The sequence below is a fragment of the Anaerococcoides asporogena genome, from assembly GCF_029590275.1.
In the GTDB taxonomy this organism is placed as follows: domain Bacteria; phylum Bacillota; class Clostridia; order Clostridiales; family Clostridiaceae; genus JG1575.
In genome coordinates this window covers 2,537,842-2,553,786 of the sequence record NZ_CP120965.1, presented here as the reverse complement: position 1 = coordinate 2,553,786, position 15,945 = coordinate 2,537,842, and the positions used below count along the sequence as shown (strand labels likewise).

Annotated in this window: 13 protein-coding genes and 3 tRNA genes; 14 read left to right on the top strand and 2 right to left on the bottom strand. The window is 49.5% G+C overall.

From position 1 onward, the window contains the following. The first annotated feature begins 3 nt into the window (after positions 1-3). The 9 genes from P6M73_RS11750 (at position 4) to P6M73_RS11710 (ending at position 6,628) form a co-directional block, all read left to right on the top strand. Positions 4-276, top strand: coding sequence for a cysteine-rich small domain-containing protein (locus P6M73_RS11750; RefSeq protein ID WP_277853239.1), 273 nt, complete (start codon positions 4-6; stop codon positions 274-276). A 141-nt stretch (positions 277-417) separates the two neighbouring features. Continuing rightward, positions 418-3,129, top strand: a complete 2,712-nt coding sequence (polA, locus tag P6M73_RS11745; protein WP_277853238.1) for a DNA polymerase I — start codon at positions 418-420, stop codon at positions 3,127-3,129. Continuing rightward, positions 3,116-3,745: a dephospho-CoA kinase gene (gene coaE / locus P6M73_RS11740; protein ID WP_277853237.1), complete on the top strand. Its 630-nt coding sequence runs from the start codon at positions 3,116-3,118 to the stop codon at positions 3,743-3,745. The genes polA and coaE overlap by 14 nt, the downstream gene beginning before the upstream one ends. Further along, on the top strand, positions 3,735-4,322 hold the full coding sequence (locus P6M73_RS11735) for a lytic transglycosylase domain-containing protein (RefSeq protein WP_277853236.1): 588 nt from the start codon (positions 3,735-3,737) through the stop codon (positions 4,320-4,322). Before coaE ends, P6M73_RS11735 begins: the two co-directional genes overlap by 11 nt. 23 nt (positions 4,323-4,345) lie before the next feature. Continuing rightward, positions 4,346-5,209: a DUF2161 family putative PD-(D/E)XK-type phosphodiesterase gene (locus tag P6M73_RS11730; RefSeq protein WP_277853235.1), complete on the top strand. Its 864-nt coding sequence runs from the start codon at positions 4,346-4,348 to the stop codon at positions 5,207-5,209. 165 nt (positions 5,210-5,374) lie between these two features. Further along, positions 5,375-5,854: a GNAT family N-acetyltransferase gene (locus P6M73_RS11725; RefSeq protein ID WP_277853234.1), complete on the top strand. Its 480-nt coding sequence runs from the start codon at positions 5,375-5,377 to the stop codon at positions 5,852-5,854. Between the two features lie 291 nt (positions 5,855-6,145). Beyond that, positions 6,146-6,231: transfer RNA gene (locus P6M73_RS11720), tRNA-Leu, on the top strand. A 25-nt stretch (positions 6,232-6,256) separates the two neighbouring features. After that, positions 6,257-6,342, top strand: a tRNA-Leu gene (locus tag P6M73_RS11715). Positions 6,343-6,542: 200 nt separating this feature from the next. After that, positions 6,543-6,628, top strand: a tRNA-Leu gene (locus P6M73_RS11710). A 67-nt stretch (positions 6,629-6,695) separates the two neighbouring features. Here P6M73_RS11710 and P6M73_RS11705 read toward each other — a convergent pair. Further along, entirely contained in the window at positions 6,696-7,199 is a 504-nt protein-coding gene (locus P6M73_RS11705; protein ID WP_277853233.1) for a hypothetical protein, read from the bottom strand. 553 nt (positions 7,200-7,752) lie between these two features. On the opposite strand from P6M73_RS11705, the gene P6M73_RS11700 reads away from it, so the two are divergent. Next, on the top strand, positions 7,753-8,448 hold the full coding sequence (locus P6M73_RS11700) for a response regulator transcription factor (protein WP_277853232.1): 696 nt from the start codon (positions 7,753-7,755) through the stop codon (positions 8,446-8,448). Then, positions 8,438-9,853: a sensor histidine kinase gene (locus P6M73_RS11695; RefSeq protein ID WP_277853231.1), complete on the top strand. Its 1,416-nt coding sequence runs from the start codon at positions 8,438-8,440 to the stop codon at positions 9,851-9,853. The genes P6M73_RS11700 and P6M73_RS11695 overlap by 11 nt, the downstream gene beginning before the upstream one ends. A 184-nt stretch (positions 9,854-10,037) precedes the next feature. On the opposite strand, the gene P6M73_RS11690 is transcribed toward P6M73_RS11695, so the two are convergent. Next, positions 10,038-10,511, bottom strand: coding sequence for a hypothetical protein (locus tag P6M73_RS11690; RefSeq protein ID WP_277853230.1), 474 nt, complete (start codon positions 10,509-10,511; stop codon positions 10,038-10,040). A 283-nt stretch (positions 10,512-10,794) separates the two neighbouring features. Between P6M73_RS11690 and P6M73_RS11685 the strand changes: the two genes are divergently transcribed. The 3 genes from P6M73_RS11685 to P6M73_RS11675 all read left to right on the top strand — a co-directional run bounded on the left by P6M73_RS11685 (position 10,795) and on the right by P6M73_RS11675 (position 15,691). Beyond that, entirely contained in the window at positions 10,795-11,685 is an 891-nt protein-coding gene (locus tag P6M73_RS11685; protein ID WP_277853229.1) for a hypothetical protein, read from the top strand. 432 nt (positions 11,686-12,117) lie between these two features. Then, positions 12,118-14,517, top strand: coding sequence for a VIT and vWA domain-containing protein (locus tag P6M73_RS11680; RefSeq protein WP_277853228.1), 2,400 nt, complete (start codon positions 12,118-12,120; stop codon positions 14,515-14,517). A 181-nt stretch (positions 14,518-14,698) separates the two neighbouring features. Then, positions 14,699-15,691: a hypothetical protein gene (locus P6M73_RS11675; RefSeq protein WP_277853227.1), complete on the top strand. Its 993-nt coding sequence runs from the start codon at positions 14,699-14,701 to the stop codon at positions 15,689-15,691. Positions 15,692-15,945: the final 254 nt, after the last annotated feature.

The window sequence follows — 15,945 nt, the reverse complement described above, 5'->3', positions numbered from 1 at the left end:
TTCATGAAAAACAATTACAAATTTTTCAGCAACGTAGAATGTGAGTACTTTCCCTGTCATGGGACGGACAAGCCGGAGGAGTTCAACTGTCTGTTCTGCTATTGCCCGCTCTACCTGCTGGGACGCGACTGCGGCGGAAATTATCAGTACGTCGGGCCAAACGGCACAATTAAGGACTGCTCCAACTGCACTCTGCCGCATCATCCGGCCTACTATGACATCATTCTGCAGCGTCTGCGGGAGGCTTCTCAAAAACAGAGTAAAAAAACTGAATAAGCGGGATCTGCGGCCGGATATAGACTCCGGAACAGCCATTTCCCGTTGATCCGTTCGATCCCCTGCCTGGCGGGGGATTCTTCACTTTTTTTTCATTTTCATGACGTATAATAATTAAAGCAACGCGAAAGGAAAAGAATCATGGAAAAATTACTGATCATCGATTCCAATTCGATTATGAACCGGGCGTACTTTGCCCTGCCGCCCATGGTGACGCAGGACGGACTGCATACAAACGCCATTTACGGATATATCAATATGCTGCAAAAGATCCGGGAGGAACTGAATCCGGACTTTATTGTGGCGACCTTCGACCGCAAGGCACCCACCTTCCGCCATCAGCAATATGACAATTACAAAGCCGGCCGCAAGGGCATGGATGATGAACTGGCTCAGCAGCTGGCTCCCATGAAGGAAATACTGACCGCCATGAGCATTTCGATTCTGGAGATTGATGGCTATGAAGCCGATGACCTCATCGGCACCCTGAGCCTGGAAGCGGAAAAGCATGGGATTGAATCATATATTATGACTGGGGACAAGGACAACCTTCAGCTGGCCTCAGACTTGACCCGGGTCATCATTACCAAAAAAGGAATTACGGAAAAAGAAGTGTATGACGGACAGCGGTTCCGGGAGGAATTTGGCATTACACCCACTCAGTTCATTGACGTCAAAGGACTGATGGGAGATAAATCCGATAATATCCCCGGCGTGCCGGGCATCGGAGAAAAGACCGCGATGCAGCTGGTTCGGGATTATGGCTCGATTGAGGGCGTATACGAACACCTGGACGCCATCACCAAACCGAAACAGAAGCAGAATCTCCTGGAGTATCGCGAAGATGCCTTCTTCTCAAAAAAACTGGCCACTATTTTGCGGGAAGTTCCCATTGAGATCAACTTGGAAGAGCTGAGGGACCAGAACGGATACAACGAGGAGAGACTCCGGGAGCTGTATCTTCGGTTCCAGTTCCGCACATTGCTCAATCGTCTGGGGAAAAGTTCGGCAGGGACTGCAGGTCAGGTCACCCAACCGGCCGTCGCCCCGGCCGGGGCCGTGGCAGAGACCAAGGGCGGTCTGGAAACAAAGGCTGAACCGGCACCTGTCGGTGCTCTGGCTGCTTTGTCAGACTTCCGGGTGGCAGCGGATGCCGCCGGACTGGCTTCGTTGGAAGCGCAGCTGAGGCTCAAAGGGGACGAACCGCTCCTGTTGTCCTTCCTGTACCAGGAGGATGCCATGCTGTCCCGACGAGAAATCAACGTGATATATGCGGTTTGCGGTGATCTGAATCTGGTATTGGATTTTCCTAGCCTGCGGTGGGATCAGGCAGCCATGGAGATCCTCCGACGCATCCTGGAAGACCACAGGATCCGGAAGCTGGGCTACAACGTCAAAAACGCCTATACCATCTGCAAGAAGCATGGCATCCGGTTTGATCGGGTGGAATTTGATGTGCTGATGGCAGCCTACATTCTCGAGCCCGTCCGGGGACAGTACAGCCTGAAGGATCTTATTTCGACCTACCTCTTCAAGGAAGTGGAAGGGGAAGGCCATGCCTTTGAACTGGCCAAGACGCGGGAGCTGAAGGAACTGAGCCAGATCCTGGCCCGAGAAATTCAAACCGCCGGAGCGGACAAGCTTTTATACGAAGTGGAGCTGCCCCTGACCAATATCCTTTCGGATCTGGAGATCGAAGGATTCCGGATTGACCGTGATTTACTGGATGAGGCCGGCGGGAAAATGCAGGGGGAAATCGCCCGGATTCAGGCGGAGATCTATGAGGCTGCCGGAGAAGAATTCAATATCTCTTCCCCCAAGCAGCTGGGCGTGATTCTGTTTGAAAAGCTGGATCTGCCTCACGGCAAGAAAACAAAAACCGGGTATTCCACCAATCAGGCGGTCCTGGACACTTTGATCGACAAACACCCCATCATTGAAAAGGTCATGTATTACCGGCAGATTACCAAACTGTACTCGACCTATGTCGAGGGATTGCGCAATGCAATCGATGAAGACGGCCGAATCCATTCCAACTTTCAGCAGACGCTGGCGGTGACAGGCCGACTGTCCTCCACCGAACCGAATCTGCAGAATATTCCGATTCGATACGAAATGGGCCGCGAACTGCGCAAAGCCTTTATCCCGCATGATGAGAACTGCCTGATCTTCGCCTCGGATTACTCGCAGATTGAGCTGCGCGTGCTGGCACACCTGTCGGATGATGCCTCCATGCAGCAGGCATTTGCCTCCGGAGTCGACATTCATACCAAGACTGCGGCGGAGGTGTTTGGCAAGACGACGGAAGAGGTAACGTCAAAGGATCGGTCCAACGCCAAGGCGGTGAACTTCGGCATCATTTACGGAATCGGCGATTTTGCTTTGTCTCAGGGACTGGGCATCAGTCGGGCCGAAGCCAGAACTTACATTGACATGTATTATGACCGGTATCCAAGAATCCGGGATTACTTTGAAGGGGTCAAGCGCGAAGCCCGGGAAAAGGGCTATGTCACGACAATCATGGGTCGTCGCCGCCAGATACCTGAAATCAATGCTTCCAATAAGGTGGTGCAAGCACTGGGCGTGCGTCTGGCCATGAATTCGCCGATCCAGGGATCTGCAGCAGACATCATCAAAGCCGCCATGGTAAAAGTGTATGACGCTCTGCGCCAGCATGGACTGAAGTCGCGGATGATTCTGCAGGTACATGATGAAATCATCATCAACATGCATAAGGATGAAGAAGCCATTGTCAGAGAGCTGGTGGCAGATGCCATGGCTCATGCCATGGATCTGAAGGTGGAGCTGAAATCTGATCAGAATACAGGAGGAAACTGGTATGAGGCAAAATAAACTGATCCGCATCGGAGTGACGGGCGGCATGGGCGCAGGAAAGAGCACCGTCGCCGGCTATCTGGAGGAAGCCGGACTGCTGGTGATCGATGCAGACATGGTATCCCGCGATGTGATGGAATTATATCCCGAAGTTCATGATTACATTCGAAAGACCTACGGCGAAGAGTATTTCCTTCCCAACGGCGACCTGGATCGCCGCAGGTTCGGCCGGCGGGTGTTTCCCGATCCTCAGGCACTGGCTGAATATGAGGCGGTGATCATGCCGTTTATCGTAGGTGAAATCAAGGAACGGTTTGATTACATTGACGATGCTACCGAGGATGAATATGCCGTGCTGGACGCTCCGCTGCTGTTTGCGGTAAGGGACTTCGATGTGTTTGATATTTCAATCACGGTGGAGATGCCCCGGGAGCTTCAGATCGAGCGCGCCATGGAACGTGACAGCCTGACCCGCACTGAAGTGGAAGACCGGCTGAACCGCCAGATGTCCAGGGAACAAAGAGAAGCCCTGGCTGACTATGTCATCATCAACGACGGCAGCCTGGAGGAATTAAAAGATAAAACGCTGGCCGTCTTTGAACTGATTAAGCAACGGGGGATGAATGGCCGGTAAGATGAAAAAAAGTTCCAGCCGGAGGATTGTTGAGCTGAGCATTCTGTTTCTGATCGGAACCTGGCTGCTCATCGCCGCTCTGAGAGCTGGATCAGAAATGGCGGTGCCATACGCTTATGATGACCTGATTGATACTTATGCTGAAAAATACGACCTGGACAAGTCTCTGGTGGCTGCTGTTATTTATCAGGAATCCCGTTTCCGGCCTCAGGTTGTCAGCCGAACCGGTGCCACCGGGCTCATGCAGATTATGCCGGATACCGGAAAATGGGTTGCCCAGCAGCTGGAAGTGCCATTTGATCCGAACCGGCTGAAAGAACCGGAGTACAACATTCGGATGGGCACATACTACCTGTCCTATCTCATGGATAAATACCAGGAAGATGAACAGCTGGTTCTTGCGGCCTACAACGCGGGCCCGGGCAATGTGGACAGCTGGCTGAAAAACAGCCGCTATTCAAAGTCCGGCCGACTTACGCAGATTCCTTTCCGTGAGACGCGCGAGTACGTACCCAACGTAATGAAGATGAAAGGAGTATACCGGTCCTTGTATGCCGGTAAATTTCGACAGCCATGAAACGAGATTTTCTGGAGGAGGATATGTATGACCTGGTCCGGGACCATTTCACGGACCTGGGCTACCGTGTCCAGGGTGAGGTGAAATCCTGTGATGTCACGGCTTTGAAAGAGGACCTGCTCATTATTCTGGAACTGAAAAAAAGTCTGTCCATGGAACTTCTGATTCAGGCTGTGAAACGCCAGCGGCTGGGGGATCTGACCTACATCTGCATTCCTAAGCCAAAGAACTATATGAAAAACCGCAAATTTCAGGAGATCCTCTATCTGCTGAAGCGCTTGAGTCTTGGTTTGATATTCTGTGAGCCGGATCGTCAATTTATCGAAGTAATCCTGCATCCGGAGGATTATAACCTGGAACGATCAAAAAAGATCAATAAAAAGCACCGGGAACAGATCATCAGTGAAATGCAGGCGCGAACGACCAGTCTGAATAAAGGCGGATCCCGCGGGCGCAAGCTGATGACGGCATACCGGGAAGATGCCATCCGGTTATTATGGATCTGCTCCCGGCGAGAAACCATGGCTCCGCGAGACGGAGTGAAACTAGGCATCGTTAAGACGCCGGCGATTCTAAGGGACAATCATTACGGCTGGTTTCATAAAGTGGAACGAGGCTGTTATGGCTTGACAGAGTCCGGTCACAAGGCACTGGCAGATTATGATCAGATCCTGCCTGAACTGACTCAGGACCTGCTGCTTCAGGATCAGACGACTCAGGACCTGCCGCAGGATCAGATGACTCAGGATCAGACCATTCGGGACCTGCATCCGGATCAGACGACACAGGAAATCAGTTCGCGACAGCTGTCCTTGACGAAGTCGCCAGAGCAGGCGAGCGCAAAGCAAACCAGACGGACCAAAGCAAGCAAAGCCAACAAAGGTTAATCAAAGTAAGACCAGGGACTGCAGGGAGATTGTTTCTAGCAGGTTTGGTGAAGCCGTCAGGATTCTGGAAGCGGCTACAATGAACCAGATCGAGTTCAAATAAGAAATCAGCAGCAAAGCCGCTCCGGGAGCGGTTTTACTGCTGGATATGAAGGGAATATCAGTATGATCAGGTTAGAGAAAATAAACACCGGAAACGTTTGGGAAACCGTCAAATTATCCGTTCACGAAACACAAAAGTGCTTTGTGGCGACGAACACGCAGAGCATTCTGGAAGCCTATGTGACAGTCGCAGAAGGAAAAGTGGCTCAGCCGTTTTCTATTTATGCACAGGATACTCTGGCGGGTTTCCTCATGATTGGATATGACTACTTCGATGATGGGGAAGAACCTCAAGCAGCCCACGGGAACTATCTTGTGTGGCGACTGATGATTGATCAGAAGTACCAGGGACAGGGATTTGGGAAAGCGGCCTTGAACACTGCATTGGAGTACATCAGAACCAGACCGTTTGGAGATGCTGAGTATTGCTGGTTATCCTACGAACCAGAGAATATCGTGGCAAAGTCGCTCTATGCCTCAGTCGGGTTTGTCGAAAACGGAGAACGGTGCGGTGAGGAAACGGTCGCGGTTTTAAAACTGTAAAGGCCTTCACCGCAGACGGTTCAACGCAATACCATATAAGGCAATGGATGAATGGAAAACCTAGGGGATGCAGGATCTGGCCTGTTCAAAAGGAACGGAGCGCCTGAGATTCCGGAATGAATGATTCATTTGCACACTATTCAGACCTTATCCAATGCCGCATTCAGATCATTATGAATTCCTTTTGGCAAGCCATTTCTCAGGTTTTTGGCAGCAGCAGAAAAAAAGAAAAACCTGAAAAAAGTGGTTGCATTCTATCAAGTGGATGATATAATAGAGAAGTCAGAAAAAGCGGGAGTGCTGGAATCGGCAGACAGGCACGTCTCAGAAGCGTGTGTGCAACGCACGTGTGGGTTCAACTCCCATCTCCCGCACCATTTTTTCTGTTAACATCATATATTGGCGGGAGTGCTGGAATCGGCAGACAGGCACGTTTGAGGGGCGTGTGTGCTACGCACGTGTGGGTTCAAGTCCCATCTCCCGCACCAATATGATCATCTTGGACAGATTGCTGTCAGGATGGTTTATTTTATTTTTTGGGCAGTGATGAATTACAGCGCTTTCTCACCGGGGCTGAAGCATAAGGACAGCGGACGAATCTCCGGAAACAAAGGAAAACCCTGAATTCTTCAAATAAATAGTTGTTGCAATCCGCCCAATGGATGATATAATAGAAAAGTCATAACAAGCGGGAGTGCTGGAATCGGCAGACAGGCACGTCTCAGAAGCGTGTGTGCAACGCACGTGTGGGTTCAACTCCCATCTCCCGCACCAACAGGATCATCTAAGACAATTTATTGTTTCAGATGATCTGTTTATTTTTTTTGGTTCATATTTTGATCTACTTCGGGATATGGGCAAAAGTCGATGAGTGTGACGGCCTGGCAGTCTCCAGGTTCTCTCGGATGATTTCATGCAGTTTTTCAAGGAACAGTTTCTGATCTTCAAAGCTCAGATGGGCCAGATTCAGATAGATCGGCCGGCCGGTCTCCAGAATGATCTCCAGTTCTTCCTTCACGGCATACAGCCGTCGGATGTCGTGAAAGCATATGGTGAGGTTGCGCAGCAGGGAATAGTGAATTTTAAGATGATCTGAATACAGGTAAATATAGGGGCTGCCATGCTGTTCCCAGGAGTGAACTGCCAGAATCAGACATAGCAGTCCTGACAGGATCAGTGTTAGCCCCTTCGCACTGTTGATGGGATAACGGTAAAGCCAGATCAGCGCTGGCGTGCCGATGGCTGCCGCGCCCCACAGCAGGGTGAACAGAAGACTGGTTCGCAGCACGCGGTAACGCAGGATAAAAGGTTTTTCAATGGAGGATGATTTCGGTTGGTAATTCATGGTCGGGCCTCCTTTCTTGATTCTATTATACTATCTGAACCAGCCGAAGACATCGAAGGGAGTCCGTAAGGCGGCTGAAAGTGCCACACATGAGAGTTGACTGTAATGGTTCAGGCAGGGCGCCGTTCGGTGGCCTTTTTGGTTCTGGTATGCTTTCACTCGATATTGGTTGATAAGCTGTTCAATTCAGTTTATATTTTAGATAAGACTGTTCTGGGAAGCCCTTTGGCAAAGGCGCTCGCCGAGGCGTTAGCATAACCTCAGCCAACGCTTCTCACCTGACTGGAGAATTTGTACTGCCCGAAGGATCATCCTTCTGACCTTCACAGATAATCGGCTCAGACTGAAGAGCACGAGCAAGCCTCAGTGCAGTGATGAGCGGACTGACCTGCAGAGTAAGACTTCAACTCTAAACGGAACGTTACTTAAATTGACTGGGGTTCGTTCCATCGGATCAAGTTGCAACTCCGATGGAGTTTCAACCAGAATGATGGACCAGTAACCGCATTAGAACAATGGGCTGAATAACCGCATCAGACGAATGGAGTGAAAAATGGAAGACAAGAGAAAAATCCTGGTCGTAGAGGATGAACGCAAACTGGCACGATTCATCGAACTGGAATTAAAACACGCCGGTTATGATGTTGAAACCGCCAATGAAGGGCAGACCGCGATCATGAATATCATGAATAATCAATACGATGCCATCATTCTGGATCTGATGATCCCGATTATCGATGGCATCGAAGTTTGTCGCCGGGTCCGCAAGTTCTCCAATGTCCCGATTATTATTTTGACCGCCCGGGATGGGGTAAAGGATAAGGTGGAGGGGCTGGATCTTGGCGCCAATGATTACATGACCAAGCCTTTTGAAATGGAAGAACTCCTCGCCAGACTTCGGGTCATTTTCCGCAAGGAGGAGGAGGTGAAGGACAAATCCCTCATCCTGAGTGTGGGAGATCTGATGCTGAACAAGGAAACTTACGAGGTTCGGCGGGATAGTGACCGGAAGGAACTGACCAAGAAGGAATTTGATCTCCTGGCCTATCTAATGGAAAATCAGGGCATCGTGCTGTCCAGGGAAAAGATCCTCAATCAGGTATGGGGATTTGATTTTGAAGGGGAAACCAATGTGGTGGACGTCTATATCCGATTCCTGCGCAGCAAAATCGATGACAAGTATGACAAGAAACTGATCCATACCATGCGGGGAGCCGGGTACACGATCCGGGACATCGATGAAAATTAAGCTCCAGACGAAAATTTCCCTGAGCTATGCCCTGATCTTTACAATGGTGCTCCTGGCGATGAACGGAGCTGTGTTTTTAATCGTTCGGTTCTATACCGACAGCAGCGACAACATCCAGCTGGCGCGGACGCGCACCATCGTGGAATCGGTGCTCCGGGAGAAGGGCCAGTTCAACCAGGCCGATCTGAAAGAGCATGGGATTCGGTTTCCTCTGGTTGTCCAGGTAAAGACGGATGATCAGGAGTTCACTTCGTTGGATGGAGTGATGATCACAGAGGAGAAAGGCTTCAACTTCCTGCAGTTCGATTATCTGGGAGAGATGGCTTCTCATCGCGCCCGAGTGATCCAGACTGAATTCATCGGGCCTGACCAGGTCAGCCATCAACTGACAATCGCCAAAAGCATTGAAGAAACAGTATACAATCAGCGAGTGACCATTGTAACCTCAGCCATTGCCTCATTTCTTGGAATGCTGCTTTCACTGGCGGTGGGCAGCTATATGAGTCATGAAAGCTTCAAGCCCATCAACAACATGCGCCGATCGGTTGATTCCATCGGAGTGCGAAATATGGGGGACCGGATTCGGGTTCCGGATACAGGGGATGAGCTGACTGATTTGGGCAATACCTTCAACTCTCTGCTGGATCGAATGGAATCTGCTTATACCAAGCAAAGCAAGTTTGTATCGGACGCATCGCATGAACTGCGGACTCCGCTGACGGTCATCAAGGGATACGTCGAACTTCTTGACCGCTGGGGCAAGGATGATCCTGAGATTCTGAACGAGGCCATCGCCGCCATCAAGGAAGAAACCCACAATATGAACAACCTGGTAGAAAATCTACTGTTCATCGCCAAGGGGGAAAACAGGAAGCTCAATGTGGTCCCTGAGGAATTCGAACTGCTGGATGTGGTAGAGGAAGTCTGCCAGGAAACCCGGATGAGCCAGCCTCAGAAAAATATCGAATTCGAAGGACAGTCCATTCTGATCGAAGCCGATCGGAAAATGATCAAGCAGCTGCTGCGGGTGTTCATAGAAAACTCCGTAAAATTTACCCGGCCGGATGGAACAATACGAGTTGTCCTGGCCAAAACCAGTCATCAGGCTATTCTGAAGGTCTGGGACAACGGGGATGGAATTGCACCCAAGGACATCCCGCGAGTGTTTGAGCGGTTTTTTGTGGCAGACAAGGCGCGTACCAAGGATAAATCTGGTTCGGGGCTTGGACTGTCTATCGCGAAGTGGATTATTGATGTCCATCGGGGAAAAGTCAGCCTGGACTCAAAATTAGGCGAATTTACTGAATTTGCAGTCACGCTTCCTTTGAAATTCCAGGGCGATCTTCCGGATCTAACCCCTGCGCAGCCACCGGCTGAAGATCATTCAGGCAAACCGATTGGATAGATATGGATGAAAAGAATGCAGCATGAAAAAAAGCAAAGTCTGAGAAGTATCTCGGAGCTTTGCTTTTTTAATAGAAATGGTTCCAATCGCAAGCCAGCGTAAATGACACTAGAATCCAAAGAGCCGGTTTGATCAAGGGCGGTTCATCAGGTGAGGGATCTGTCTGATTCTGAAGACGACGGTGTTAGGCTTTTTTTAGCTTCTTGCGCTGCTGCTTCAGATGGTTGTATTGTTTTACCTTATAATATTTGCGGCCGCCGGTATAAAGTACCTGGAGCAGGAAGCCGATCAGAAGGCCAATGAAAATCAGGGAATACCAGGTGCCTTGCAGGGATGGCAGTTTCATGTCATAGATCAAATTGTCCCACTGGCGCAGGAAGTAGAGGTTCTGACCTCCCCAGGCTCCGAAAAATGTGCTGTAGGCCAGGAGTTTAAAGTCCATGGTCAAAAAAACCAGGATGATGACTCCGAGACTAAGATATAACCAGCTGTAATTCCCCAGAATCGACGGGATGGACATAGGATCCAGAAGTTCCAGAGGATCCAGAGTATATGTGTAAATTTCCCAGCCGATATGTGTCAGGACAAAGATTAAGATGGGAAGAGTCCGTAATATGGTCGACAAGATAAAAAGCAGGGTTTTCCCCACATGTTTCAAATTGCCACCTCCTCGTAAATAAAAATTTGGATAAAAACTCGAAAAGGAAAGGGTTAAGACTACAAACATTATACTATATTCTCTTCAAAAAGCACGGACTGGAATAACAGAGGTTCACGCTCTATGGTTCAACCCCTGGAGGCTCCCTTTACCAGCGTGAGGAAATTTGCTAAAAAAAGTCGGGATAAGATATACTTGGTATGGCAGGATTCACTGGATTGGGTTTTCTAAAGACCGGGAACCTGCACAACTCTAACTTTGATTTGAGGAGACCATATACTGTATGAAACAACGAACCAATTTCGGACGGAGATCTCCGCTCCATCAGATATCCTTGCTGCAGCTCACTCTTTATGGGATGGCAGGAACCTTTGCTGTCGACTTTTCTTTCAGCATGCTCAAGATTCCCTTCACTCTTTTCAGTCTGTTCTATTTCGATCCGAGCCGAATCATCAACAGAGGCGAAGTGTGGCGACTGCCAGCCTTTCCCTTCCTTCACCACAGAACCGGTCTTGATTTCACATCCATCATCTGGTTTGCCTTCAGCATGCTGATTTACCAGGTAGTGATTCGCACTCTGGAAAATAGAGTAGGGCGGTATAAGGCTAATCTGTTCATGCTGATGTCCTGGGCAGTTCTGGCTGCCTATGGTTTCTTCACCGGAAACATCATTGATTTTTATCCGGTCGTTCTTGGCATCACTGCCTTGGCCGGACTGTACAACCCGAATTTCACCATCTACTTCTATTTTTTCATTCCGGTACGCGGGCTGGTTCTTGGAATCCTTGGCATGGCTTTGATGGTTTATAACGGAGTGACCGGACAGTATCAATACCTTCTGATTCTGGCGCTGCTGCTGATCCTGAACCGGGAGGCTGTCCGAGGTTTCATTTCCAGAAAAAAACGCAACCAGGAATTCACAAAGAAAATCAACCATGGACAGGCTCCATGGAAAGAAAGACATCGCTGTGAAGTCTGCGGCCGTACCGAACAGGATGTCCCGGATATGACATTCCGCTTCTGCAGCAAATGCGAGGGAAGCTTTGAGTACTGCGAAGACCACATTCAAAATCACCAGCATCGCACCAATCTTATTACCATGGATCGGTCGGCCCGCACCCCGGAAAGCATCCCGGTCCCTGACTCCGATCCAAATGGGAAACCTGAAGAATAAAGCTGAAATGAGGTGTGGCCAGGTGACGCACCTCTTTTTGTACTCGGATCGTTTGGCGTTTCATATAAGTCATGCTGCAACGTTCGGAGAAACCACTGACAGCCGCATCCAATAACCAGGACTCTGCTTACCGCTGATCAATGAACAGCAGCTCAATTCCAATGGGAATCAGCCTGTCTCCGGGGAAGTGAACCTGATTCCCTGAACCTGAATCTCATTTGGGGGTGGACTGAGTTGGATCGAGCTGAGAAGAGTTGGGTATGGTTTGTAAATAATCGGCCGATAGATGGTTACAGCCTCCTCAGGCGTACGTTATAATATAAGATAAGACTAACAAGCATTCATGAGAACATTATCGCAGGCTATGCCTGATCAATCGGCCGCAATGCGGCGGATTAGGCTCCATATCAGGAAACGCACAGGAGGAATATCATGAAAAAATACGGACTCTCCGCAAAAGACAAGGCAGTGAAATTAAATAAACTCCAGGTGTCCGGCAATGTTTGCGGGGAGTATATTGAATATACGATCGCTCAGCATTATCGCAATACCGGCAAGGACAATGTGCAGTGCACCTACTCCTTCCCAATTCCTGACACAGCCACGCTGACTGATTTTTCCATCAGTCTGGGGGGCAAGAACCTTTCGGCTTCGGTGGAATCCAGAGAAGAAGTGCTGAAAATCCTTGAAAATGCAAAAGAGGAGAATCTGAATCCCATTTCCCTTCTTTCCGATGAAGAGGATGATTTCCAAATTACGATCGGGGATGTCATGCCCAATGAGACGGTAGTCATAAAAATTACCTACATGGATCAGCTCATTTATGATGATAATCAGGTTCGCGTGATTATCCCATCGGTTGTTGACCCGACTTTTGTCAGCGCGCAGACCGATGAAGCCATCGATCAGCCATCCGAATTTTACCTGAGTCTTCTGATTGAGTCTTACGGTGAAGTTTCAATCAAGAGCAGCTCACATAAAATCAAGGTGGAACGCCATGATGAGACACTCAGAAAACTAACCATCGACAAGGGACAGACGCTGGATCGGGATTTTGTTCTTGAAATTGTGGAACGAAAACCCCGTCAGGCAGATGGCATCGCCTATACCTACTATGATCAGGAAGAGGAAGTAGACAAGGCGATTCTCATGCTTCGATTTTTCCCGATCCTGCCGGATAACGGGATGTCCGGGGCCAAAAATTATACATTCATCATCGATATGTCGGAATCCATGGCGGGCAGCAAGATCGAAGAGGCGAAGAACGCTCTGCTGATTGCCCTGCGCAGCCTGGATGAAGGGGATCGTTTCAATATCATTACCTTCTCAGGAGAAGTGACTCAATTCAGCCATCAGGGAAAGCTGGCCTACACCAAGGAAAATCTTGATGCGGCTACTGAATGGATCGAAGCGTTGGAGCTGGGGGAAGGTGCTGATGTTTATTCCGCTCTGCGCGAAGCTCTGATGGGGGTAGAGGATACTGATATCCCAGAGTACCTGTTCCTGTTCTCCGATGATATGGTCGAAAATGAAGATGAGATCATCGAATATGTCCGATCCAATATCGGAAATGCCCGGCTGTTCACGATTGGGATGGATACCGAAGTCAATTCATACTTCATCACCAAGCTGGCTGAGGCTGGCTATGGAATGTCGGAATTCGTGGAGGAAGGCCAGCGTGTGGATGATATTATTCTGCGGCACTTTCACCGGATCCATAATCCTCAGCTGGATGTCACGTCCATCGACTGGGGCAAGATGCAGGTGGAAAAAACCTATCCTGGCACCATTTCCTATCTGTATGACCGGGAACCCTTCACCATTTTCGCCAGTGTAATCGGCGAGATTGAAGGCAAAGTGACCTTGAAGGGGAAAATCATCGGGCGGGAAGGCGAACGCGAGCATAAGCTCGTTGCAGATCTGGATCGGCTGGAAATCGAGGAAAACTCGAAACTGATCGAAAAAGTCTGGGCAAAAAAGATGATTGAATCTCTGGAGGAACGAGAACGGAAAGCTCGTGGCCATGAGAAGGAACAGATCCGGGAACGGATCCTGGATTTGGCGAAAGAATATAATATGCTTTCCTCAGAGACCGCGTTCATCCTGACGGAGTCCATTGAGGATCCGGTATCCGGATATGCCATGCAGCGCATTGTGCCGCTGGACATGTCAGTCGAAACCATGAAGCTTCTCTCAGAGTCCTTCTTCCTGGATGATACTCGTTACTCCAAGGACATTACCATACGCGAAACTATGGCGCAAAAGGGCATCTCCAGACAGGAAGCTCTGAAGGCGATTCAGTTTGAACGGGAAAACCTGCTTCGAATCCTTGCGAAGAACCAGCAGGCTGACGGCTCCTTCCGCGATCTGGGGACCGTTCTCGAAGGGGATGTGCTGGAAACTACTCTGAAGAGTCTGCTGGCCTTTACAGCCGGCAAGGAACCTGCCACGATCTATCTGAACAGCATCAACAAAGCATTCAGCTTTGTCATGACAACGATTCGCGAAGATGAAGCGTTGTTGACCGAACGCAATCTGATGCTTTTGTCCATCGCATATGAAATGGCGGATGCCAAACGGCTGATCAAGGAAAAAACCAAAGAGGCACTGGATACTCTGTTTGACCGGATCGAGGAAGGTGAATTCTCACCGTCCCTGAAAGAAGTTGAAACCGTGGTGGAAAATACCTCACCCCTGCAGATGAAATACATCATGGCCGCGGCTTTGAATATTTCCTCGTCCCAGATCTCCGATCTGGAAGAAATCTTTGAGAAGGACATTAAATCAAACATCACCAGGATATCTGAAGTTGCCCTGGCGAAAGCCCTGTAAGAGATACGTATCCGCTCTCCCAGGAGAGTGGATACTATTTTTATGGGGATAAACTGTTCTCAGGCAGAAACGAAGGTCATTTGTCACCGGTTTGTAATCCCGTAGTAACCATACAGAAACCTAATAATAAGTGAAAGGCGATATATTGAAAGCTAGATTAGACAGAGGCAGGATAATTCCCATGAAAAAGCATGTTCCTTACAGCTTAATAATAATGGTTCTTCTGGTGACGATGTTGTTGCCGACGGCGAGCCTGGCGGCACAGTCAGATGATCAGATCAAAGTCGAAGTCTGCCTGATGGATGATTATGGGAATGTCCTCAAAGACTATACAACAAAGTATTTTCAGATCAGCAATGGTCGGTTTGTTTATCGAAAGGCACCCCTTGTTTCGGGATATGTCTTCGCCACCGCCAACGTGCTTAAACTGGAAACAGAAAAAGGCCATACCTATCGGGTTCAGTACTTCTACACGCTGGAATCGCAGGAACCGGCACCGCTTCCCGAACCGGTGCCGATGGCTGAAATGCCTCTGAAGCGAACTCCATTGGAAGAGCGGATCGTCTGGGTATCCTGGACGGACTCGACCATGAAGGAACTGAGGGATTCCAAAACCCAGTCCTGGGATTTTTTCTGGGAAGCTTACGATATTCCAGCTCCTGCAAAGTTGGCTGGCTATGGATTCCAACAGCTTTTAACCGGCGAGAAAACATATAAAGGGAGAAAAGTTCCCCATTTCGTATTTGTCTATGAAAAAGCTGAAGCCAGTGAACCCGCTCCGTCTTTAATCTTTGACCATCTCATTGAATCCCGTACCATTCGGACGCTTCAGGCTGAGCCCAACCCCCCGGAGCCAAATTCGTCGGGCGCTGCCACCAGGCCAATGACACAGCCTGCGACCAGGGCGGATACCAGGACCGATGCGTCTGCAGAAGCACCAGGAACCAGGCCGGAATCGGAGGCACCAACCGGGACGACTACGACTCGGTCCGATGCGGCGACCAGTGATCGAGAGACTTCCTCCACTTCCGATGGAACTACTCGGCCAGGTGACAAGACGGGAAACGGAACTTCGGCTCCGGCACAAAGTCCGGGGCGAGCCGCCATCCCTCTGCTGGTGGGCGGAATCATTCTGTCACTGGGAACAATTCTATACCGGTTTCTGAAACGATAAGGAGACCCCGGCCAAACCGGCGATCTGAAAACTGGATTAACTGAACCGATCAAGCCCAAGAAAGAGCCTTCCCGCGGGAAGGCTCTTTCTTGGGCTTGATCGGTTTAACTCGTTTGGCCGATTATGCCACGCGAGAAGTACTGGGGAGGATAGCATTCGTTTCACTGAAGCGACTTATTTCGCAAGAATATATTCGGAGTGGAGGAATTCAGCCTTGCATATTTTGAAATCGCTTCTGAATAATCAAAGAGGAA

Coding starts and splice junctions, on each gene's coding strand:
- P6M73_RS11725 (WP_277853234.1), top strand. CDS start 5,375: ATGATCAGGTTAGAGAAAATAAACACCGGAAACGTTTGGGAAACCGTC.
- P6M73_RS11735 (WP_277853236.1), top strand. CDS start 3,735: ATGGCCGGTAAGATGAAAAAAAGTTCCAGCCGGAGGATTGTTGAGCTG.
- coaE (WP_277853237.1), top strand. CDS start 3,116: ATGAGGCAAAATAAACTGATCCGCATCGGAGTGACGGGCGGCATGGGC.
- P6M73_RS11705 (WP_277853233.1), bottom strand. CDS start 7,199: ATGAATTACCAACCGAAATCATCCTCCATTGAAAAACCTTTTATCCTG.
- P6M73_RS11750 (WP_277853239.1), top strand. CDS start 4: ATGAAAAACAATTACAAATTTTTCAGCAACGTAGAATGTGAGTACTTT.
- polA (WP_277853238.1), top strand. CDS start 418: ATGGAAAAATTACTGATCATCGATTCCAATTCGATTATGAACCGGGCG.
- P6M73_RS11695 (WP_277853231.1), top strand. CDS start 8,438: ATGAAAATTAAGCTCCAGACGAAAATTTCCCTGAGCTATGCCCTGATC.
- P6M73_RS11700 (WP_277853232.1), top strand. CDS start 7,753: ATGGAAGACAAGAGAAAAATCCTGGTCGTAGAGGATGAACGCAAACTG.
- P6M73_RS11680 (WP_277853228.1), top strand. CDS start 12,118: ATGAAAAAATACGGACTCTCCGCAAAAGACAAGGCAGTGAAATTAAAT.
- P6M73_RS11730 (WP_277853235.1), top strand. CDS start 4,346: ATGTATGACCTGGTCCGGGACCATTTCACGGACCTGGGCTACCGTGTC.
- P6M73_RS11675 (WP_277853227.1), top strand. CDS start 14,699: ATGAAAAAGCATGTTCCTTACAGCTTAATAATAATGGTTCTTCTGGTG.
- P6M73_RS11685 (WP_277853229.1), top strand. CDS start 10,795: ATGAAACAACGAACCAATTTCGGACGGAGATCTCCGCTCCATCAGATA.